This is a genomic window from Parabacteroides sp. AF18-52, from assembly GCF_003479145.1.
GTDB lineage: Bacteria > Bacteroidota > Bacteroidia > Bacteroidales > Tannerellaceae > Parabacteroides > Parabacteroides faecis.
The window spans coordinates 35882-57662 of record NZ_QUGR01000012.1 but is presented as its reverse complement, the minus strand read 5'-3'; the positions used below and the strand labels follow the sequence as shown (position 1 = coordinate 57662).

The 21781-nt window shown below is 41.1% G+C and carries 16 protein-coding genes; 9 read left to right on the top strand and 7 right to left on the bottom strand.

Translation table 11 applies throughout. The features are described from left to right. Positions 1–89: 89 nt before the first annotated feature. Genes DWX23_RS18180 through mutY form a run of 5 tightly spaced genes read right to left on the bottom strand, consistent with a single transcriptional unit; the run spans position 90 to position 4250 of the window. Positions 90–716 carry a 4'-phosphopantetheinyl transferase superfamily protein gene (locus DWX23_RS18180; protein WP_122375493.1) on the bottom strand — a complete coding sequence of 209 codons (627 nt, stop codon included), beginning with the start codon at positions 714–716 and terminating at the stop codon, positions 90–92. Then, a complete protein-coding gene (locus DWX23_RS18175) occupies positions 716–1291 on the bottom strand; it encodes a gliding motility protein GldD (RefSeq protein ID WP_122352195.1) in 576 nt (191 codons plus the stop codon). Before DWX23_RS18175 ends, DWX23_RS18180 begins: the two co-directional genes overlap by 1 nt. Beyond that, positions 1291–2628, bottom strand: a complete 1338-nt coding sequence (gene gldE / locus DWX23_RS18170) for a gliding motility-associated protein GldE (RefSeq protein WP_122352194.1) — start codon at positions 2626–2628, stop codon at positions 1291–1293. The genes DWX23_RS18175 and gldE overlap by 1 nt, the downstream gene beginning before the upstream one ends. A gap of 25 nt (positions 2629–2653) precedes the next feature. Next, a complete protein-coding gene (locus DWX23_RS18165; RefSeq protein WP_122352193.1) occupies positions 2654–3130 on the bottom strand; it encodes a single-stranded DNA-binding protein in 477 nt (158 codons plus the stop codon). A 43-nt stretch (positions 3131–3173) separates the two neighbouring features. After that, complete coding sequence (mutY, locus tag DWX23_RS18160) at positions 3174–4250, bottom strand: A/G-specific adenine glycosylase (protein ID WP_122375492.1); 1077 nt, start codon at positions 4248–4250, stop codon at positions 3174–3176. Positions 4251–4448: 198 nt separating this feature from the next. Here mutY and DWX23_RS18155 point away from each other — a divergent pair, with 198 nt between their 5' ends. Together DWX23_RS18155 and DWX23_RS18150 are read left to right on the top strand one after the other, a co-directional pair. Then, a complete protein-coding gene (locus DWX23_RS18155; protein ID WP_008148996.1) occupies positions 4449–4721 on the top strand; it encodes an HU family DNA-binding protein in 273 nt (90 codons plus the stop codon). 222 nt (positions 4722–4943) lie between these two features. Continuing rightward, positions 4944–6515, top strand: a complete 1572-nt coding sequence (locus tag DWX23_RS18150) for an Rne/Rng family ribonuclease (RefSeq protein WP_122352191.1) — start codon at positions 4944–4946, stop codon at positions 6513–6515. Positions 6516–6560: 45 nt separating this feature from the next. Here the strand turns inward: DWX23_RS18150 and DWX23_RS18145 are convergent, their stop codons facing one another. Next, positions 6561–7142 (bottom strand): RNA polymerase sigma-70 factor, encoded by a 582-nt coding sequence (locus DWX23_RS18145; RefSeq protein ID WP_122375491.1) that lies wholly within the window; start codon positions 7140–7142, stop codon positions 6561–6563. Between the two features lie 298 nt (positions 7143–7440). Here DWX23_RS18145 and DWX23_RS18140 point away from each other — a divergent pair, with 298 nt between their 5' ends. From DWX23_RS18140 to DWX23_RS18120, 5 genes are all read left to right on the top strand, one after another. Next, a complete protein-coding gene (locus tag DWX23_RS18140; RefSeq protein ID WP_122375490.1) occupies positions 7441–8328 on the top strand; it encodes a FecR family protein in 888 nt (295 codons plus the stop codon). A 174-nt stretch (positions 8329–8502) separates the two neighbouring features. After that, on the top strand, positions 8503–11853 hold the full coding sequence (locus DWX23_RS18135) for a SusC/RagA family TonB-linked outer membrane protein (protein WP_122375489.1): 3351 nt from the start codon (positions 8503–8505) through the stop codon (positions 11851–11853). Positions 11854–11865: 12 nt separating this feature from the next. Continuing rightward, positions 11866–13413 carry a SusD/RagB family nutrient-binding outer membrane lipoprotein gene (locus DWX23_RS18130; RefSeq protein ID WP_122375488.1) on the top strand — a complete coding sequence of 516 codons (1548 nt, stop codon included), beginning with the start codon at positions 11866–11868 and terminating at the stop codon, positions 13411–13413. 58 nt (positions 13414–13471) lie between these two features. Beyond that, complete coding sequence (locus tag DWX23_RS18125) at positions 13472–14641, top strand: alkaline phosphatase family protein (RefSeq protein ID WP_233587666.1); 1170 nt, start codon at positions 13472–13474, stop codon at positions 14639–14641. 40 nt (positions 14642–14681) lie between these two features. Further along, the gene (locus DWX23_RS18120) at positions 14682–15698 is read left to right on the top strand and encodes an endonuclease/exonuclease/phosphatase family protein (protein ID WP_122375486.1); all 1017 of its coding nucleotides are present in this window, start codon (positions 14682–14684) and stop codon (positions 15696–15698) included. 74 nt (positions 15699–15772) lie between these two features. Here the strand turns inward: DWX23_RS18120 and DWX23_RS18115 are convergent, their stop codons facing one another. Beyond that, positions 15773–17170 carry a putative oxidoreductase C-terminal domain-containing protein gene (locus DWX23_RS18115; protein WP_122375485.1) on the bottom strand — a complete coding sequence of 466 codons (1398 nt, stop codon included), beginning with the start codon at positions 17168–17170 and terminating at the stop codon, positions 15773–15775. A gap of 245 nt (positions 17171–17415) precedes the next feature. Between DWX23_RS18115 and dnaK the strand changes: the two genes are divergently transcribed. Together dnaK and DWX23_RS18105 are read left to right on the top strand one after the other, a co-directional pair. After that, positions 17416–19332 (top strand): molecular chaperone DnaK, encoded by a 1917-nt coding sequence (gene dnaK / locus DWX23_RS18110; RefSeq protein WP_122352187.1) that lies wholly within the window; start codon positions 17416–17418, stop codon positions 19330–19332. Between the two features lie 257 nt (positions 19333–19589). Then, positions 19590–21779, top strand: coding sequence for a HAMP domain-containing sensor histidine kinase (locus DWX23_RS18105; protein WP_158607090.1), 2190 nt, complete (start codon positions 19590–19592; stop codon positions 21777–21779). The last annotated feature ends 2 nt before the right edge of the window (positions 21780–21781 follow it).

The following is a 21781-nucleotide window of genomic DNA, read 5'->3' as shown; positions in this document are numbered from 1 at the left end:
CCATCCTATTGACAGAGCCCTGCCATCATTATGGCAAAACATTGCATCTTAAATGACATAACACAGTCAAAGGGGAGATACAATCGCATTTACGATAAGACACTGTAGACCAGCACAAAGGCTGGAAACACTTCATAGTTTAAAGTATAAGACAAGGTTTCCGGCGTCCGGGTTTCGTTAGCACGGATTTGCCCCGAGTTTGCATAAGTAAAAGGTTCGACATGCAGATGTTTAATAAAGTCGACATCCTGCTGGCGGATCATCTTAAATAAGGCTTCTTTGACACACCAGTGAATGAGCAGATGTTCCACCACATGGTCAGGACAAACGGATGCATCTTCTTCCGGAGACATAAAACGGCTACGGATCTTCAACACACGATTGGAATGATATTCAATATCTATGCCGGCAGTCTCCTGATCCTGCAACAGCACTGCCGCATAACCGTTTGTATGGGAAATACTCAGAGAAAGAGACGAACCGGGCAAGTAAGGAGCACCATCGTCATGATAAGCGATCAGCAACTCCTCTCCTATCAACTCTTTCAGAAGAACACGCGACGCCAGCCATTCCTGACGACGTTTTTCCGTTTTTATCCCTTGCAGAAAAGGGAGGTATTCAGATTGTAATCCCAGCATAGCGAGCAATTCATCCGAACTTTCTTCGATCTTCCACACACCCAGTAACGGTTCTGTATGTTTAAACAGGAGAGGCATTATTTTTTCCAGCTAAAAGATTGTATCAACTCTATAATATCTTTCCGCAGATAATCTGTTACGGGAGCCAGCGAATCGGCATTCGGCACGCAATCATAATACAAAGCACCACGAAAGAAATTTGAAATACTGTCGGTCAGCATGAACTGAACAGGAGAAGCAGCTTCTCCACCCAACAGAAACAGAGAGCCATAAACCCGTTCTTCCGAATTACTATATTCCTGCACCTTTACCTCATTCGCCGTTTTTATCTGACGGGAAACCAGCGAACGGGATTCACTCGCGGCGACCGGTAAAGTAGCCGGTGTTACCGGCAAATAACTGCAATAAATCTTTACTCCCAGAGATGGATAAGATAAATTAATCCATCCTTCCGGACTTCCGGCTTCCGGCAACTCGACAGTAGCCAGTTGGGATACATTAAAAGAATAAGGCAAACTGTCCAACGACAAAACCTGATAACGCGCCGCAGGTGGTTCGATACGAAAATAACCACGTGGTTTCGGCGTATAATCCGTACAAGACGAACCAATCAGGAGATACAGGAAAAGCGCAACGGACAGTACTCGCTTCATCAGTCCTCCCCTTTTTTCACTGTATCCGTAATACAGTTAAATTTTACTTTCAGGATTCTTCTGTTGTCCATTTCCAGCACCTGGAAACGATACTTCCCATAATCCAGGATCTCCCTGCGACGTGGAAAGTCACCCTTTATTTCCAGTAAAAGTCCGGCTAATGTTTCTACATCTTCGGTCAGTTTTCCAAATTCCGTCGGATCGACATTGATCACACGGAAGAAATCGGTTAATAATATCTTAGCTTCGAAGATCAGGCTTCCATCCGCCAAACGGACAAACTGCTTTTCATCATCATCGTATTCATCCGATATTTCTCCGACAATTTCCTCCAGAATATCTTCCATCGTCACAATACCGGACGTACCGCCAAACTCATCCACAACGATTGCCATATGGATCTTATTCGTACGGAATTCTTCCAGCAGGTCGTCGATCTTTTTGGTTTCAGGAACAAAGTAAGCCGGACGGATCAGGCTCTGCCAACGGAATGTATCCGGTTTGTCAATATAAGGAAGCAAGTCTTTTATATAAAGGATACCTTTAATATTATCTTCCGAATCAGCATACACCGGAATTCGTGAGTAACCTGATTTGATAATAAAATCTATGACATTACGAAAGCTGGTCTTTATCTCCAGATCCTCCATATCCAATCTCGGTGTCATGATCTCATCGGCTGTTTTATTATAAAATTTGATGATCTCGGCCAGCATCTCTTTCTCTTCCGGAATCTCTTTAGATGTCAACTCCAACGCTTTGGATAACTCGTCGACCGACAAGTCATATTTTTTCTTTACCAACGCCTTGTTGATAATAGATGTAGAATTTACCAGCACGGTCGAAAGCGGGCGACAGATACGTTCCACCATATTCAACACGGAAGCCGAACGACGGACAAAGCGAAGTGAATTTTTTTGTGCATAGATCTTAGGCATGATCTCGCCAAAAAGTAAAAGCAAAAAGGTCAGTACGATCGTTTCAAGAACAAAACCCAAAACCGGGACAGCCGAGAAATTGATCAAAGAATTGATGCCGTAAGTACAAAGCATGACCACGGCTACGTTCACAAAGTTATTGGCAATCAAAATAGCCGCCAGTAAATATTCGGAGCGGTCCAGTAATTTCCGGATAAGCGGATCTGAAGGCGAATTCTCCTCCCGGATGTCATTGATATCACCCGGGGTAAGAGAAAAAAATGCCACTTCTGAAGCCGATACGAAACCGGACACTAACAGCAGTAAACAAGCAAGGCTTAATGCTATAACAGGACCTGCTGTAAGTGCCTGCATAGTTACCTGGTCAAATAAGCCCGACAAATAATAGTCTGAGTCCAAGGGGAACCGTATTAGTTAAACAATATCAGAACGGAAGATCATCCGCACTGTTTGATTCTGATGAAATATCCGGTTGCGCCGGCTGCTGATAAGAGGTCGTCTGTTGTGCCTGTCCTCCCTGCTGGAAACCGGTTCCGGCATTCGTAGTCGTACCATCGGCTGGCCGTGTACCCGTATTATAAAATTCAATACGGTCCGCATGAATTTCGGTAACATAACGCTTCACGCCACTCTGGTCGTCATAACTGCGGGTACGGATCTTACCTTCCACGTAAACACCTGAACCTTTCTTCACCCATTTTTCTACAAAAGCAACCTGGTCGCGGCGAACAACGATATTGTGCCATTCCGTTCTTTCCGGAACAACCGTACCATTAGCCAGTGTATAACCTCTTTCAGATGTTGCTAAAGGGAAGTTTGCAACAGCCGTACCGCTGTCGAAATAACGAACGTCGGGATCTTTACCCACGTTACCGATCAATATGACTTTATTCAATGACATAGTAGTAATTCTTTTAATATCTTACAAAGAAACATAAATTCGATCATTCAGACAAATTTCCGTTTAATTTCTCTAAATAAATATGTATCAGCCGGGGAACGGCATAACGTTCTATATCTTCATACGGAACAGCCAGATACGAATTCAGTGCCTCCGGTATTTTTTCAATCTCTACCCGGTAAAAAGTAGTGTACAGGACCTGATGGGAAAGGACATGTTTTACTTCTGCCATGTCGGAAGATATATTTAATCTGCCGACCCCGGTAAACAATTTCCGGAATGCCTCCGTTTCCTGCAATCCGGCAAAATCCATCGGTTTTTCCGTCTCGATCAGAGGGAACTCGTATAATCCTTCCCAGATATCTTTTTTACCCCGGCGGGAAAGCCAGGTTTGTCCTCTATATATAATGTATAAGTAATGAAAATAACGGGCACGCGTCTTTGTCTTATTCTGCTTGACCGGTAAATCCTGTACAGTGCCGGAAGCATACGCCATACACCGTTCTTTCAACGGGCAGACTTCGCAGTCCGGATTCTGCGGAACACATTGCAATGCACCGAACTCCATGATTGCCTGGTTATGCTGTCCCGCCTGTTTGGGATCCATAACGATCCCCGCCAGTTCTGTAAACTGTTTCTTCCCCTGCGTAGTGTCGATAGGCACATCCATCGCAAACAAACGTGCCAATACACGAAACACATTTCCGTCTACGACCGGATAAGGTTTATTCCATACAAAAGAGGCGATCGCCGCTGCCGTATAGTCGCCAATACCTTTCAAGGACAATATATCTTTATGCTTCTCCGGAAAAACACCACCGAACTTTTCCATGATCTCTTTAGCGGCAGCATGCAGATTCCGCGCCCGGCTGTAATACCCCAATCCCTGCCAGTATTTCAATACCTCATCCTCTTCTGCCGAAGCCAGAGAAGCGACATCAGGGAAACGCCCGGTGAAGCGGAGAAAATAATCCATCCCCTGAACAACACGGGTCTGTTGAAGAATAATTTCTGATATCCAGATAATATACGGATCGGACGATTCCCTCCAGGGCAGCATCCTCTTATTTGTTTTATACCAGGTCTGTAAAATATGACTGACTTCCAATTCGTTTTCCATTTACTATATCGTGTCCTCTTTTTGTACGTTTTCAAACTCTCAACTCGTTGATTAATGCAAACATACACAGATATAATGAATTGTAAGGAATCTTTTTTATTAAAAAATGGCAGGCAATTCTTTTTCCACTTAAATAAAAAGCTATATATTTGCATTCCAAAAAATTAATAGGTCCAAATCATTAATTAATTTATAGACATGACTAAAGCAGATATTGTTAGCGAGATTTCAAAAAGTACCGGTATCGATAAGCAGACGGTATTGAGTAGCGTAGAATCTTTCATGGACATCGTGAAAAGTTCATTATCTCAGGGTGAAAACGTTTACCTGAGAGGATTCGGAAGTTTCGTTATTAAGAAGAGAGCTCAGAAAACTGCTCGTAATATTTCAAAGAATACTACGATCATCATTCCGGAGCATAATATCCCTTCATTCAAACCGGCTAAAACTTTCCTGAACGAAGTTAAGTAATTAGTAATTATAGTTTAATTTAAAATTTAGAAACGATGCCTAGCGGAAAAAAAAGAAAAAGACATAAAATGTCTACGCACAAGCGCAAAAAGAGACTGAAAAAGAATAGACATAAAAAGAAATAAGTCTATCAAGAAACTCTAAAGAACAAACTTAATAAGTGACCTTTTAAGTTTGTTCTTTGCGTATTTAGAAAGGTCTGAATAAAAAAACCCTTTTTTAGTGATAAGTGAATTAGTAGTTGATGTACAACCCAAAGAGGTATCTATTGCCGTATTGGAAGACAAGAACCTTGTGGAACTCCAGAAGGAGGCCCGCAATGTCTCGTTTGCCGTAGGCGATATCTATCTTGGCAAAGTTAAAAAACTGATGCCGGGTCTGAACGCTGCTTTCATTGATGTAGGGTATAAAAAGGACGCATTTCTTCACTACCTGGACTTAGGTCCGAACTTCAACACCCAACAAAAGTTCCTCAAACAAGCACTTGGCGACCAGAAAAAAATGCCCGCCATTTCTAAAATGCAGATACTTCCTGAAATAGAAAAGGACGGAAGCATCAGCAATGTGCTTAAAGTCGGACAGGAGGTGTTGGTACAGATTGCCAAAGAGCCGATCTCAACAAAGGGTCCACGATTGACTTCCGAGCTGTCTTTTGCCGGAAGATACATCGTTCTGATACCATTTGCCGACAAGGTCTCTGTCTCCACAAAAATCAAGTCGAGCGAGGAACGCGCCCGTTTGCGGCAGTTAATCCAGAGCATCAAGCCGAAAAACTTCAGTGTGATCGTACGTACTTCCTCCGAAGGAAAACGCGTGGCTGAACTCGACCATGAATTAAAGACATTAGTGAAACGATGGGAAGAAAACATCGTCAAGGTCCCTAAATTAAAAGTACCGTCGATCGTATATGAAGAAACGGCACGTACTGTGGCCTTGCTCCGTGATATTTTCAACCCTTCTTTCCAGAATATTTACGTAAACGATGCGGATGTTTACCATAACATACGCGATTATGTCAGCCTGATCGCTCCCGGGAGGGAAGAGATTGTACAGCGATATACCGGCGAACTACCGATCTTCGACAATTTCGGTATCACCAAGCAAGTTAAATCGTTGTTTGGACGGACGGTTACGTATAAAAGTGGAGCTTACCTGATCATCGAGCATACCGAGGCCATGCACGTAATAGATGTGAACAGCGGCAACCGTTCCAAAGGAAGCGATGCCCAGGAAAAAACAGCTATCGATGTAAATACTGCTGCCGCCGACGAAATCGCACGCCAGCTTCGTCTTCGTGATATGGGCGGTATTATTGTAGTCGATTTCATCGATATGGCAGAAGCCGCCAACCGGCAAAAGCTGTTCGAACACATGAGCAAAGCAATGGCAAACGACCGGGCCAAACACAACATCCTGCCTCTAAGCAAGTTTGGCCTGATGCAGATTACCCGTCAGAGGGTACGCCCGGCAATGGATGTGGATACGACAGAATCATGTCCTACCTGTTTTGGCACAGGAACAATCAAACCTTCGATCTTATTCACCGACAATCTGGAAGGAAAGATCGACTGTCTGGTAAACAAACACAATGTGAAGAAATTCGCCCTGCACGTACATCCCTACGTTGCAGCGTTCGTAAACAAGGGGCTTTACCCCCTTAGTATGAAATGGAAACTGAAATACTCTATGAGTATGAAAGTCATTCCTAATCAAAGTCTGGGTTTTCTGGAATATAAATTTATCGATTCCGACAAAAATGAACTCGACATGATGGAAGAAAAGGAAATGAAGTAAAAAAATCCCTGAGCTTTTATAGGTCAGGGATTTTTTATATTCGGACTAAAAAAAAAGGAGCCAAAAACTTTTTACTTGTTTATATTGTCTATTTACATACTCTGCAATACGCTCATAAGCCTTAGCAATATGTATATTCACAGTCTTCTCACTAATACCTAACAGATCTGCAATTTCCCTGTTCTTTAATTTATCGGAGAGAACAAGACGGAAAACCTCCTTACATTTAGGAGGTAAAGAATCGATAGCCTGTTTGATTAATGCCTGGTATTCCTCATCCATCAAACTTTTTTCCGGTGTATCCGAATCCGGAATCAGTTCTATTTCATACAAAGAAAAAGAATCCTTTTCCTGCACATACCCCCTTCTTACATAATGTAAAGCCTGATTTTTTACTGATATATACAAATAACGTTCCGGTTCTTTCACATGGGACAACGTTTCCCTCTTTTGCCAAATGACAGTAAAGACATCCAGAACAGCTTCTTCTGCCAGTTCACGAGAATTCAGATAATAATAAGCGACATGGAACAGACGCCGGGAATAAGTTTCAAATAATAACCGGAACGCTGTTTCATCCCCTCTCACTACACTTTTAAAAAGAGACATGCCACTCTCCTTCTCCATCTCGAATACAGTCTTTTTACAATATATTAGTCAGTAAATGTAATTAAAAATTCTTCAAGATACTACCTAAAGATAAAAAATGTATCTTTTCATGAAAGTATTTTATACTCCACATATGATATATAATACAAAAATACACAACAACCATAGATGTTAGGGTTAAGAAGAAAATGAGCATGTAAATGACTATTTATCGATGTATTTTGAATACTTCCTAAAAAAATATATTTTTTTCGCATTCCGAGTAGGAGTTTTTTACTTTACCTGTCATCTCTATCTATAAAGGTATCGGAATAAGATGAAAAATGAACAAAACAACAAAGAACTCGAATCACTGACAAAGCGTATACATTTTAAGTCTTTGCCATTTGATGAAAAGCAGATGTTCGATCGCTTAGCAGATAGAGTCAAACGACCTGTCGTCATTTCTTATGCCGATAGAGGAAATTCCGCCTGGAAATATTTATCTATAGCTGCATCCATTGCCCTATTAGTTGTTACAAGTATCTTCCTGATAGATAAAGAACCGAAACGAGCGCTTGTCTATTATGAAACAACGGCGGTTCCTGATGCTAAAACAAAAATTACATTGCCGGATAGTAGTGTCGTATGGTTAAATGCAAATGCCTGTTTACGTTATCCGAGAGAATTTAGTCAGCAAATCCGTCAAGTTGAAATAAAAGGAGAAGCATTTTTTGAAGTCCGGAAAGATGAAAAAAGACCTTTTATCGTTCAGACCGATGGAGTAGGAATCAAGGTTTTAGGCACAACATTTAATGTCGATGCCGAACCGGATAAAACACAGATCACTCTTCTTACCGGAAAAATCGGATTATACAAAAGTACGAATCAATCACAAACAGCAGACCGCATACTACAACCTGGCGAACAAGCAGTATATTTCAAATCAGACAATGACTTGAAGATTTCTACTATACGCCCGGAAAATACAATATCGTGGGTTACCGGAATATTTGAGTTTAAGGACAATTCGTTAGAAGACATCATGCAAGAGTTGCAACGGGCTTTCCATGTGAAAATACATATCGAAAACGAAAATCTGAAAGGACAGACTTTCAATGCAAACTTTACAGAAAAAGAAACACTGGAAGAAATATTATCAGTTTTACAGATCTCTGCCCGATATAAAATAGAAAAAAAGAAAGGAGAAATTTTCCTCAAATAAATACAAAATGTCAAACCACAAAAACAAACAATTATGGATAGTTCATGAAAAACATAACTTAATTCAATGAGACAGATACAAAAAGAATTGGGAATGTTGAGACCATTCCCGAATTCTACATTGTTTATCAGCAGATACACACCTGCTAATTAAAAAATTAATACATACAAAATTATGGATAAAAATTCATTTATCAGGCAAAATCTGAAGGATTTTACCTGCAAGGAATATTATTCCTTATCAAAAAAGACTTTTAAACATAAAATCAGTGTTACCGGACTTCTTTTACTATTTCTGTTTATCAATATTTCATTTATACATGCGCAGACGGTAAAGTTCTCCCTTCATAAACAAAATGCAACGCTTGAAGAGATATTCAACGAGATAGAAGAAAAGACCGGATATAAATTCGTCTATAATACTTCCGACATCGATCGAAATGAAAAAATTTCCATTCAGGAAACCAATCTTGATTTAAATGAAATGCTACGGAGTCTACTCCGCAACAAAAGAAATATTTCTTTTCGCATATCTAATAAACACATTGCCCTATTCAAAGCGCAGATCAATACTATTTCCGGAACTGTTCTTGACTCTCAGGGACAATCGGTTATAGGAGCCAACGTTCTGGTCAAAGGCACTACGAATGGAACCATCACCGACATTAATGGCAAGTTCCAGCTGGAAGCCGCTGAAGGCGACATCTTGTTAATATCCTATATTGGTTATAACACTCAGGAAATCACTATCAACAAAAAACAGACTCTCTCCATTACCCTGGTTGATGACACAGAACTGTTAGATGAAGTAGTCGTTACAGCTTTGGGGATCAAACGAGAACAAAAGGCACTGGGATACGCAGTCCAGGAAGTGAAAAGTGATCAATTGACTGTTGCCAAAGGAGCAAATGTAGCGACCTCTCTGACCGGTAAAGTTGCAGGTCTGAATATCAAGAACAGTACAGAATTTGCCGCATCCCCCACTCTGACTTTGCGCGGAAGCACACCTTTACTGGTTGTAGACGGCATTCCCCATTACAATGTTTCTTTATCCGATATCCCGGCAGACGACATTGAATCCATCAGCGTCTTGAAAGGTTCTACAGCTTCGGCTCTATATGGTTCGAGAGGTGGAGACGGAGCTATTATGGTTACAACTAAAAAAGCACAAAAAGAAGGACTGGATATTTCCGTGAACTCCAGTACAATGTTTCATGCCGGTTTTTTAAAATTACCGGAAGTGCAAAATTCATATAGTTCGGGGGGGAGCGGTAAATATGCCCCTGGCGATTATGTATGGGGAGACAAGTTAGATATAGGGCGCGTGGTCAGCCAATACAATCCCTCCACCTATGAATGGGAAGACCAACCTTTAACCTCTAAAGGGAAAGACAATCTCAATAACTTCCTTGAACAAGCATTAGTTACCAATAACAATATCAGCGTTTCACAAAAAGGTGAGTATGGCAGCGTACGAGCCTCTCTGAATCATGTGTATAATAAGGGACAATATCCGAACTCAAAGCAACAAAAATTGACTTTTTCCGTAGGCGGAGTTATGGATTACAAAAAATTTCATTTAGATGCAGAGATCGCTTACAATAAAAATATATTCTCAAATAATAACGGAGCCGGTTACGGAATGGGTAGTTATATGTATAATCTGCTTATTTGGACAGGGGCGGAATATGATATCCGGGATTATCGTAATTACTGGAGAGAAGGCAAAGAACAGGAAGAACAGAACTGGATGGATGATTGGTGGTACGATAATCCTTATTTCCTGGCTTATGAGCGCACCAACCACCGTCATCAAGATTTAACAAATGGAAGCCTGAATATGAGTTTGGAACTGACCGATTGGCTAAAACTGGTTATGCGTGTAGGAGGTGACAGTTTCAGAAACCAGTATACGTTTAAAGAACCCATCAGCACACGCAGCAATCGAAAAGGAGGATATAGCGTGTCAAACTATTCTGGCTACAGTACTACAGATGATGTGATGTTATTGGCAAATAAAAAACTGGGAGATTTTACATTAGACGGCTTTCTGGGAGGCTCCTTATATTTCAGAGAAAATAACGATCAATATTCTTCGACCAATAACGGGCTGAATATGCCGGGCTTTTTTTCATTGAATGCTTCCGTAGATCCGGCAACAACATCTTCTTCCGTAACGAAGGAACAGATAAACAGTCTATATGGGAAAATCGGATTTTCCTGGAAAAGTGCCGCTTTTATAGAAGTGACCGGACGTAATGACTGGGCTTCTACTTTGGCTAAATCGGAACGGTCTTATTTCTATCCTTCCGTTTCCGGAAGCCTTGTTATATCCGAACTTGTCCCGCTGCCCGAGATTTTCAATTTCTGGAAGATAAGAGGTTCATGGGCACAAACCAAATATCCGACTGGAGTATATGATATAAATTCGACGTATAGCGTTTCACGTAATTACTGGGGTAACATGACTGCAGCTTTTTATCCTTCTACAATTCGTGACGTTTCATTACGTCCCCGTTCTTCCCGCTCTTATGAAATAGGTACGGATTTATATTTCTTCAATAACCGGTTAAAATTCGACTTGGCTTATTACCATAAACTTCTTTATGATTTACAACGATACGTTGACATGAGCTATGCCAGCGGTTTTTCAAATACATTGATAAATTACGGAGAAGAACAACTAAGCCGAGGAGTTGAATTTACAATCAGCGGCGACATTATCAAAGAAAAAGATTTTTCATGGAATTCTTCATTCAATTGGGCTGCAGACCGGTACTATTACGCAAAAGTAGACGAAAAGTATTCAACTCAAAAGCCTTGGGTTGCTGCCGGAAGAGATTGGTACTGGTTAGAAATGAATGATTGGGAAAGAAGCCCGGACGGCCAGCTGATCCTCTATAACGGAATGCCTAAAGAAAGTATTTACCCCAGTTATGCAGGTAGTTACAACCCGAAATGGATCTGGGGTTGGACAAATACATTCAATTATAAAGATTTCACCTTGAGCTTTTCTTTTGACGGCCGTGTCGGCGGTCATATGTTTGACTACATGAGTTCCCGTTTATGGCACTCCGGACGACACATCGATTCTGATAACGAATATCGGTACGACGAAGTGGTAAACGGGAATCATGAAGGATATATCGCTGAAGGGGTTAAGGTCATTTCCGGGGATGTCAAGTATGATTCTGACGGAAATATACTTGAAGACACCCGTGTTTTTGCGCCGAATGATGTAGCCGTTTCTTATGAAACTTATATGCGCTCCTATAATGGAAGTTCTTCTAAATCAAACTTTAAGAAAAGTAAAACCTTTTTTAAATTAAGGGAATTATCAATCGGCTATCGGTTACCGAAAAAATATTGTACACATATTGTAAAAGGAGCAGAAGCAGCCTTGGTAGGACAGAACCTATTAATATGGACGAAAGGTTTTAAATTTTCGGATCCGGATGTTGATACGGAGAATATAAACTCACCGTCTGTACGTTATGTCGGGGTTAATCTAAAGTTGAACTTCTAAAACAGAAATGACATGAAAAAAATAAAATCATATATCAACTATTGTCTTTTGGTTGTAGTAATATGCATGACTTATAGCTGCAGCAAGTTTGATGAAATTAATACGAATCCGGATTCTGCAACTACTGCAACTCCGGGGATGTTGGCTACCGGGCAATTGAAAGAAGCCTTGAGAATAGGCGGAAAATCTGATCCTAAAGGATATTTTTACGATATGTTCTTCACTAAAATGATTAGTTGGCATGAGGGAGCGGAAGATAGCCGAAAAGTTCAGTATAACCGGATAAACACAACCGGATTCGGAGTGTACAATAGCCTGACAAACTGTCTTAAGATGGTAGAGCTGGCATCGGATATTGATAAGGAGGCTTATCAAGGATTAGCACTGTTCATAAAAGTGTTCAGGCTTTATGACACCACAATAAGTCTGGGAGATATTCCTTATTCGGATGCATTGAAAGGAGAAGAAGGAAATATCAAACCGAAATATGATACCCAAAAAGAAGTGTTCGTGCAAATGTTGGATGACCTGGATGCTTCGTACACACATTTTTCCAATGCGACTCGTAATTTCGATGGAGATTTTGTGTATGGGGGAGATCCTGAAAAATGGAAAAAAGCCGTATCCGCGTTGCAGTTAAGGATATTGATGAGCTTGTCTAAAAAAGAGAAAGAGGCAGGACTGAACGTCAAACAACGCTTTGCGGCAATCGTATCTCAACAAATTTTATTTGAATCAAACGCCGACAATTTCCAGTTAGTCTACGGGACGTTGTCTTCTCAACAGTATCCTCTTTATCTTTCACGATTCAATTTTTACTCGGGAGTATCCGTTACAATAATAGATACCCTGAAAAAATATCAAGACAATCGTCTTTTCTTTTATTGCAGCCCGGCAAAGGCACAAACTAAAGCGGGTATGACTGACGACGACTGGGATGCTTACTTAGGAGTTGACCCGTCCCGGGTGTATAGTGAAATATTGGATTTATATACTGCCGATAGCATATCAAATATAAATTCTCGTTTCTTTGAAATAGACAACTGCCAACCAACAATCCAAATGGGGTATGCTGAACTAAATTTCGTTTTAGCGGAAGCTTGCCTCAGGGGATGGATTGATGGAGACGCAAACTCTTATTATCATAAGGGGATTGAAGCCAGTATGAATTTCGCAGCAGATTACACTCCTCTCGCTTACAGGCATAATAGAGAAATAACGGACGATTATATCCAGTCTTTCTTAGATAAACCTGAATTACAATTAGGTGCAAAAGAAAGTACTTTTGAAAATGACCTGAATAAAGTTCTCACACAAAAATATCTGGATCTGTTCATGCATAATACTTATACCTGTTATTATGATTTTCGTCGGACCGGATACCCTAAACTACCCGTTAATCCGTCGACAAACATGAATACTATACCGGACAAGATGCCGATGAGATGGAGATATGAACAGCGCGAGTATGATTTTAACCGCGAAAACCTGGAAGATGCGATTCAACGTCAATATAATGGTAATGATGATTGGAATGAATTAATGTGGATATTAAAATAAAAACAGACTTATGAAACTCAAATGGATAATACTTTTTTGCAGTATTTCTTTAATATCTATGGCTACAAAAACAAAAAAAGCTGTGTTTATTATTGTTGATGGTATTCCTGCCGACATGATAGAGCGTCTAAACACACCGGCTATTGACGAAATCGCATCCCAAGGGGCTTATGCCCGAGCCTATACCGGAGGAGAAATTGGTAATTATTCACAAACTCCGACAATTTCAGCAATCGGCTATACCAATTTGCTTACAGCTACCTGGATGAATAAACATAATGTAGATGGTAATTCGAATTTGAAGCCTAATTATAATTATTGGACGATTTTCCGGATTGCCAAAGAGCAATCTAAACCGTATAAAACGGCGATTTATTCAAGCTGGACAGATAACCGGACAGTTTTGTTGGGAGAAGGAAAGCCGGAAACAAATTATTTGAAGATAGACTTTATTTGCGATGGATATGATTTGGATACACTTCGTTTCCCGAAAAAAGAGAAAGACCTGCGCATTTTCGACATTGACGAGTATGTGACAGAACAGGCTGCCAAAGGTATACGACAAGATGCCCCGGATTTAAGTTGGGTATATCTGTGGTATACGGATGATGCTGGCCATATTGAAGGGAACGGGCATTTTTTTGACGGTTATACGCAAAAAGCAGATACACAGATCGGCAAGATCTGGGACGCAGTGAAGTATCGGGAAGCTAATTTTGACGAAGAGTGGATGATAGTCGTTACGACTGATCATGGGCGCAGCGAGAATGGTCATGGACATGGTGGCCAATCGAAACGAGAACGAACTACCTGGATATCAACAAACCAACCCGTCAATGAGCGATTCAATACTGATGGCTTGGCCATTGTCGACATAACCCCTTCCATTTGCCGTTTTATGGGATTTAATATTCCTCAACAGGTAGGATGGGAACAGGATGGAATCCCCTTTATCGGCCAAGTGGATATCACACAAATGAGTACTTCTCCTTATGACAACTCTGTCACACTTTCTTGGAATTGCCTCAATCCGGACGCAATGGTGGATATTTATGTGTCTTCAACGAACCAATACAAAGAAGGCGGCAAAGATCAATGGAAAAAAATTGCGAGAGTTCCTGCCAAGAAACAGATGTATGTGGTTCCCGCCGATGAATTACCAGATTCTCAATATTACAAATTTGTATTGGAAACCCCCAACAATCATTTGAACCGTTGGGTACAATAAACAGATAAATAAAAGTAGAATATAAATAAAAGAAAGTATAATGAAACATATTTGTGTTTGGATAACACTGCTCGCATTTGTTTGTGTGGGCTGTACAAAGGAGACACATGAGTTAAGTGTTTTGCATCTGAATATTTGGATGGAAGGGACCGTTGTAGAAAATGGCTTTGAAGCTGTAGTAAACGAGGTAGTTCGGATAGATCCGGATATCGTAATGTTTAGCGAAGCCGGCAATAAAGAGGGCGTTTTGTTTGTACCTCGTATTCTAGAAGCTTTACGCAAAAAAGGGAAAACTTATTATGGGCAAAGCAGCTTGTTGGATGTCGCATTGTTGTCTAAATATCCTATATTGGAACAAACGGAAAATATCCCGCAAAAAGACCGGGTATTGAGAACCCGGTTGGATGTTGAAGGCAAACAGGTGGTTGCTTATACAGGTCATTTGGATTATACACATTATGCTTGTTACCTGCCACGGGGATATAGCGGTGTGACGTGGAAAAAACTGAAAGCCCCGGTAACAGATAAGAAGGAAATAGAGAAAGCGAATAACGAATCTTTGCGTGATGAATCCATCCGGCTCGTGATTGAAGATGCCAAAAAACTGAATGCGGATTTCGTAATTTTGGGAGGTGACTTCAATGAGCCTTCCCATTTAGATTGGACGGAAGATACAAAAGAACTATGGGATCACAACGGAGCAGTAGTTCATTGGGACTGCTCTAAATTGTTATATGAAGCCGGTTTCCGGGATGCCTATCGTGTTAAGCATCCGAATCCGATAACCCATCCCGGTTTTACCTTCCCTTCGGACAACCCGGATATGGCAGTTGAGCGATTGACATGGGCACCGGAAGCAGATGAACGCGATCGTATCGATTTCATTTATTATATTCCGGCTGACGGTTGGAAAGTGAAAGACGCTATCGTGGTCGGCCCCAGATCCTCTATTGTTCGTAGCCAACGTGTCGATGAAAACAGCCAGGATTCTTTTTCACCCCCGGCAGGGATTTGGCCGACGGATCACAAAGGAGTCTTGATCAAATTTAGTTTCTAATTTTATTCACATTGAGACACGCGAAATAACAAATTCAAATCCGTGTCTCAATGTTTTTATTTTTAAGCCGTTCTTTATTTTTTCTTCGCTTTCGCCATATCCAATGCCGATGTCGTCGTGTAATACTTAGCCAGCATATTAGGTACTTCCCAATCCGGCAATTTACCATCCTTCAGATATTCCAAAAAATGTTCCGTTACCTGACCGAAATGAGCTTCATGACCTACACGATATCTAGCCGGTATTTCAATCTGCCATACACCATCACCTTTCTTATTCAGAGCAACACCGGGATATGCGGCTGATACTTTTTCCATTGAAGCTGCCAGATCCTTTTCATAAGCAGCCAGGTCAATCCCCTTAACAGCCTCTACAAATAATTCCGGTTTATACCCCTGCTCCTGTCCCTGACGGATCACCAGGTCGGCTTTGCTTCCTTTCATAACAGAAAAATGCGTATCGCCGCCACCTTCCGGAAAGGTATAATTCCAGATAACGGAAACTTTGGCTGTCACCCCTTTGATCTTATAGACGATATCACCATTACAATACACTTTTAGCGTATCGTTTACGACATCTTTTTTCAGGAAATCGGGATAAGCATCTGTACCCGTCACCTGCTTAAACTCTTCCGGACTAATCGAAGTCGTCCAACGGTTCGCATCGACCAATTCTATATCTTTTTTATAATCGATAATCTGTTCCGGAAAAGCTTCCCACTGAACGAGATCCACCAGATGGGTCGTCACATCCACGATACCTTCCCCCTGCTGAGTTACATCAAAATACCACACCGGACGGGTCAGCGGTTTGTTATCTACCAGTTTAAATAAATGATGTACACTTTCTTTCACAATAGCCGGTTCCTCAGGAGAACCTTTCAACTGTTCGCCATATATCGCGGGGATTGTTGAAAGTTCACGCTGCAACATCGTTGTGATCTCATTCCTTTCAGTCATAATGTCATACAACAGAATATTCTTCTGCTTTGCAATATCAAAACACTCTTCCAGCAGTTGGAAATTCTGACTGTTGATCGCCATCGGCTTGTCAGAAAGAACATGGATACCGGCTTCCAGGGTTTTCTTTATATATTCGGTCTTTTTGCCGTTATTTCCGGCCTGGACCATCACATTCCCCTTCTTTTCGGATAGCATTTTCTCCAGATAATCCGGACCTGTATAAACAACCTCATTCCACGCTGTCGGATTCTCTGCACGCGAATTAAATCCTTCGATACGCTTTAGATGTTCATTCACATCGAAGCCGGTGGGGGCGTACACAAAAACATCTTTATAAACCTGCGGATAAGACACCTTCTGTACCAGTGACGCATGAAAATGTCCGGGATCGAGCGTTATAAGCTTTACCTCTCCCGGAGCACCGGTAAAACTTTCAGCCTGCTCTTTTTTAGAGGAACAGGAAGTTCCTAATAAAAGTGTAGCCATGGTAAAAACTAGATAGTTTTTCATTTTATAAATGATTTAATTGATAATAGTCTCTTCTTTACATATAAATTAGGACATAATTCCTCCTATGGCACAAAGATAAAAATATATCGTTTTAACAACTGCCGTATTGTCATTATTTCTGACAGCAAAAACAATTCAGAACTGTTCATTGTTACTTTGGCATACGTTTTGTATACTAATTGGTGCAACTCGACAAGAGAAAAAGCAAAGACGAAAAATAATAACAATTAAAATATTATCGAATTATGGGAAAAATTATTGGAATCGACTTAGGAACAACCAACTCATGTGTTGCCGTACTGGAAGGTAACGAACCGGTTGTTATTGCAAACAGCGAAGGTAAAAGAACAACTCCTTCAATCGTTGCATTCGTTGAAGGCGGCGAACGTAAAGTTGGTGATCCCGCAAAACGTCAGGCTATCACCAATCCGGAAAAGACTATATTCTCTATCAAACGTTTCATGGGTGAAACATACGACCAGGTTCAGAAAGAAATCAATCGCGTACCTTATAAAGTTGTACGTGGCGATAACAACACTCCGCGTGTGGATATCGAAGGCCGTCTGTACACCCCGCAGGAAATTTCAGCTATGGTTCTTCAGAAAATGAAGAAAACTGCTGAAGATTATTTAGGTCAGGAAGTAACAGATGCCGTTATCACTGTTCCGGCTTACTTTAGCGATGCTCAGCGTCAGGCAACAAAAGAAGCAGGTGAAATTGCAGGTTTGAATGTTCGCCGTATCGTAAACGAACCGACTGCCGCTTCTTTGGCTTACGGCCTTGACAAGACCAGCAAAGATATGAAGATCGCTGTATTCGACCTTGGTGGTGGTACATTCGATATTTCAATCCTTGAACTGGGCGACGGTGTATTCGAAGTAAAATCAACAAACGGTGATACACACCTGGGGGGTGATGACTTCGACCATGTGATTATCGACTGGTTGGCAGAAGAATTCCTGCGTGAAGAAGGTGTCGACCTGCGTAAAGACCCGATGGCTTTACAACGTTTGAAAGAAGCTGCTGAAAAAGCGAAGATCGAACTGTCAAGCACAACAAGCACAGAGATCAATCTGCCATATATCATGCCGGTTAACGGTATTCCAAAGCACTTGGTAAAAACATTGACACGTGCTAAATTCGAACAACTGGCAGACAGTCTGATCCAGGCTTGTATCGAACCGTGCCGTCAGTCATTGAAAGATGCCGGTTTGAGTACTTCCGATATTGACGAAGTAATCTTGGTTGGTGGTTCTACACGTATCCCGGCTGTACAGGCTATCGTTGAAAAATTCTTCGGTAAAGCTCCGTCCAAAGGTGTTAACCCGGATGAAGTAGTAGCCGTAGGTGCTGCCATTCAGGGTGGTGTATTGACCGGTGAAGTAAAAGACGTACTGTTGCTGGATGTGACTCCGCTGTCTCTGGGTATCGAAACAATGGGTGGTGTAATGACCAAGTTGATCGAAGCCAACACAACTATCCCGACTAAGAAATCGGAAACATTTACAACAGCTGTCGACAACCAGCCGTCTGTAGAAATCCACATCCTGCAGGGTGAACGCTCTTTGGCAAAAGATAATAAGTCTATCGGCCGTTTCCATCTGGATGGAATCCCTGCTGCACAGCGTGGCGTACCTCAGATCGAAGTAACATTCGATATCGATGCCAACGGTATCCTGAATGTATCTGCAAAAGATAAAGGAACCGGTAAAGTACAGAGTATCCGTATCGAAGCATCCAGTGGTTTGAGCGATGACGAAGTAAAACGGATGAAAGATGAAGCTGCAGCCAACGCTGAAGCTGATAAGAAAGAAAAAGAACGTATCGACAAGCTGAACCAGGCTGACAGTATGATCTTCCAGACTGAAAAACAGCTGAAAGACCTGGGTGACAAACTTCCGGCAGACAAGAAAGCTCCGATCGAAGCTGCATTGAACAAGCTGAAAGAGGCTCACAAAGCTCAGGATATTGCCGGTATCGATGCCGCTATGACAGAACTGAACACCGTATTCCAGGCTGCAAGCCAGGAAATGTATAATGCTCAGAACGCTCAGGGTGGTGCACAGCCGGGTCCTGACTTCGGACAGCAGCAGGCAAATAACAATGCCGGTGGAAACAAAGACGGCGGTGTTACAGATGTTGACTTCGAAGAAGTTAAATAATTAAATTACATTTTCCACATAAGATGAAAGCGATTGTCGGATGCAAATCCGGCAGTCGCTTTTTTTTATTCTGCTTACTTCCAAAATAAATAAACAAAGAACCATTGAGATTCAAATAGTCTTTCATATATTTGCGGTTATCAAGCAAATGTATGCAGCAACCTTTTTTTCAACATATTATTAAAATCACGTGGATATTATTACTAATAATTACCACATCATGTAGCAAAGATCGCCAGAAAGAAAAACACAGAATTTTGGTAATTGAATCTTTTGAGCCCGAATACACAGGCTATGAAGGAAGAAAAGAAAAAATACATCAGGAATTTAAGAAACATAACATAGATGCTAACCTGAAAACATTCTACCTGGATTGTGATTCTTATCTGGATGCAGAAGAAAAAGTCAGAATGTATGAATTTCTCGATACGGTCTCTATCTGGAATCCCGAACTTATCCTGGTTTATGATGATCAAGCGGCATATTCGATAATGGCTTGCAAACATCATCTCATCAGAGAGATCCCCGTCGTTTTCGACGGCGTCAATTTCCCCAACTGGGAATTATTAAAACAGTACCCCAATATTACAGGTTTTTGGGATAAGCCGGAGTATATGAAAACGGTTCAATTAGGGGAAATAATATTCGGCCCTATGTACTTCAATATATGGACAGACAATACATTTCTCGGAAGGAAAACGACAAAAGTTTTTTTAGATGATGCGAAAAATGCGGGCATAGAAAGAGTAAACGAAAAACTCTTTACCATTGGCAGAGATGGAGCCTATTCATTTACATTGGATAGTATCACAACAATAAAAGATAAAAGCCGGATACTCAAAAAACCAGCGAAAACCAAATTCAGATTAATTGATGCCCGCGAATCCACTTCCAGCGGTTTATTATGGTCACTTTCAGGGCTAGCCCGCTATACCGTGTTTGTACAAAGCAAAAGAGATTTTGCATCCAAACGACTGGGCCTATTCGCTAATGGTCCCACACTATCTGTTGTCAATGAAGGCTTCGGTCTGAAAGAAGGGATCCTCGGTGGCTATTTAACATCTCCTGAAACACAAATATGCCAATCCGTAAATCTGGCAACAGAAATTCTACAAGGTAAAAAGGTAGAAGATATCCCCATTATCCCCAGTCCCAAAGAATACCTGTTAGACTGGACTGAAATAGAACGCTGGAATATACCCTCAAACAGCATTCCAACCTCTTTTCACATCATAAAAATGCCTTTTTACGAACGATATAAGCTACAGATCATAATTATAGGTATCCTGACAGGTATTGCCATTATTCTTATCATATCCTATCTGATATATCTCTATTTACGGGAAAACAGGAATAAACAGATCGCCCAGGAAAATCTGAAGAAAGGAGAACGCTTTTTATCCTTGGCACTTACCGGAGGCAAAGTATATGCTTTTCAGTTCAGAGACAACATGTTCTCTTTCGATAAAGAATTCTATATAGATGCCGGAATAGAAGAAAAAATGCTTCCCACAGACGAATTCAAAGCTTGTGTCCATCCTGCCAATCTGGAAAATTTTAATAACGACGTTATAAACGCACGGCAAGGAAAAATACAAAAGAACATTTCACAGATACGCTGTAACTTTGACGGGAAGGGTTATCAATGGTGGGAATTCCGCTATACATACAATCTGGAAGAGGATATCTTCAACGGACTTTGCCTGAACATACAACAGAGTAAAGAAGCAGAGCAGGAACTGATCAATGCCCGGCAGAAAGCGGAAGAATCGGATAAGATGAAATCTGCTTTCCTTGCGAATATGAGCCATGAGATACGTACACCTTTAAATGCAATCGTCGGTTTTTCCAACATAATCGCAGAGGAGGAAGAGGTTGAACTGTCTACGGAAGAACGGAAAGAGTTTTTAGGCCTGATCAATTCCAATTCCGAGTTACTGCTGAAATTGATCAATGATATTCTGGATCTGTCACGTATCGAATCGGGTAAAATGGACTTTTCGTTCAAGTCTTGCAATTTAACCGATCTGATGAAAAACATCTATCATACCCACCAGGTACTGATGCCGGCGGAGGTCAAGTTACAAATAGATATTCCGGAAAAACCGATTGTGATAGAAACAGATGCCCTCCGGTTGACGCAGGTCATTACAAACTTTATCAACAATGCATCCAAGTTCACACACGAAGGTTACATCAGAATTGGTTACACATACGATATCACGGAAGAAACAGTAGATATTTACGTAAAAGATACGGGGATAGGAATACCTAAAGAAAAACAACAAGCCGTATTCGAACGCTTTAATAAACTGGATGAATTTGCCCAGGGGACAGGATTGGGACTGGCAATCTGCCAGGTCATCATCAAACGTTTCGGAGGAGAAATAAGGCTTCAGTCTGAAAAAGGAAAAGGCAGTTGCTTTACAATAGCCCTGCCTTTATAAAT

Bases quoted from the DNA above. Each gene is read 5' to 3' on its own strand.
- DWX23_RS18145 (WP_122375491.1), bottom strand. From the start codon at position 7,142: ATGGAGAAGGAGAGTGGCATGTCTCTTTTTAAAAGTGTAGTGAGAGGG.
- mutY (WP_122375492.1), bottom strand. From the start codon at position 4,250: ATGGAAAACGAATTGGAAGTCAGTCATATTTTACAGACCTGGTATAAA.
- DWX23_RS18175 (WP_122352195.1), bottom strand. From the start codon at position 1,291: ATGAAGCGAGTACTGTCCGTTGCGCTTTTCCTGTATCTCCTGATTGGT.
- DWX23_RS18155 (WP_008148996.1), top strand. From the start codon at position 4,449: ATGACTAAAGCAGATATTGTTAGCGAGATTTCAAAAAGTACCGGTATC.
- dnaK (WP_122352187.1), top strand. From the start codon at position 17,416: ATGGGAAAAATTATTGGAATCGACTTAGGAACAACCAACTCATGTGTT.
- DWX23_RS18115 (WP_122375485.1), bottom strand. From the start codon at position 17,170: ATGAAAAACTATCTAGTTTTTACCATGGCTACACTTTTATTAGGAACT.
- DWX23_RS18165 (WP_122352193.1), bottom strand. From the start codon at position 3,130: ATGTCATTGAATAAAGTCATATTGATCGGTAACGTGGGTAAAGATCCC.
- DWX23_RS18180 (WP_122375493.1), bottom strand. From the start codon at position 716: ATGCCTCTCCTGTTTAAACATACAGAACCGTTACTGGGTGTGTGGAAG.
- DWX23_RS18120 (WP_122375486.1), top strand. From the start codon at position 14,682: ATGAAACATATTTGTGTTTGGATAACACTGCTCGCATTTGTTTGTGTG.
- DWX23_RS18140 (WP_122375490.1), top strand. From the start codon at position 7,441: ATGAAAAATGAACAAAACAACAAAGAACTCGAATCACTGACAAAGCGT.
- DWX23_RS18130 (WP_122375488.1), top strand. From the start codon at position 11,866: ATGAAAAAAATAAAATCATATATCAACTATTGTCTTTTGGTTGTAGTA.
- DWX23_RS18135 (WP_122375489.1), top strand. From the start codon at position 8,503: ATGGATAAAAATTCATTTATCAGGCAAAATCTGAAGGATTTTACCTGC.
- DWX23_RS18125 (WP_233587666.1), top strand. From the start codon at position 13,472: ATGGCTACAAAAACAAAAAAAGCTGTGTTTATTATTGTTGATGGTATT.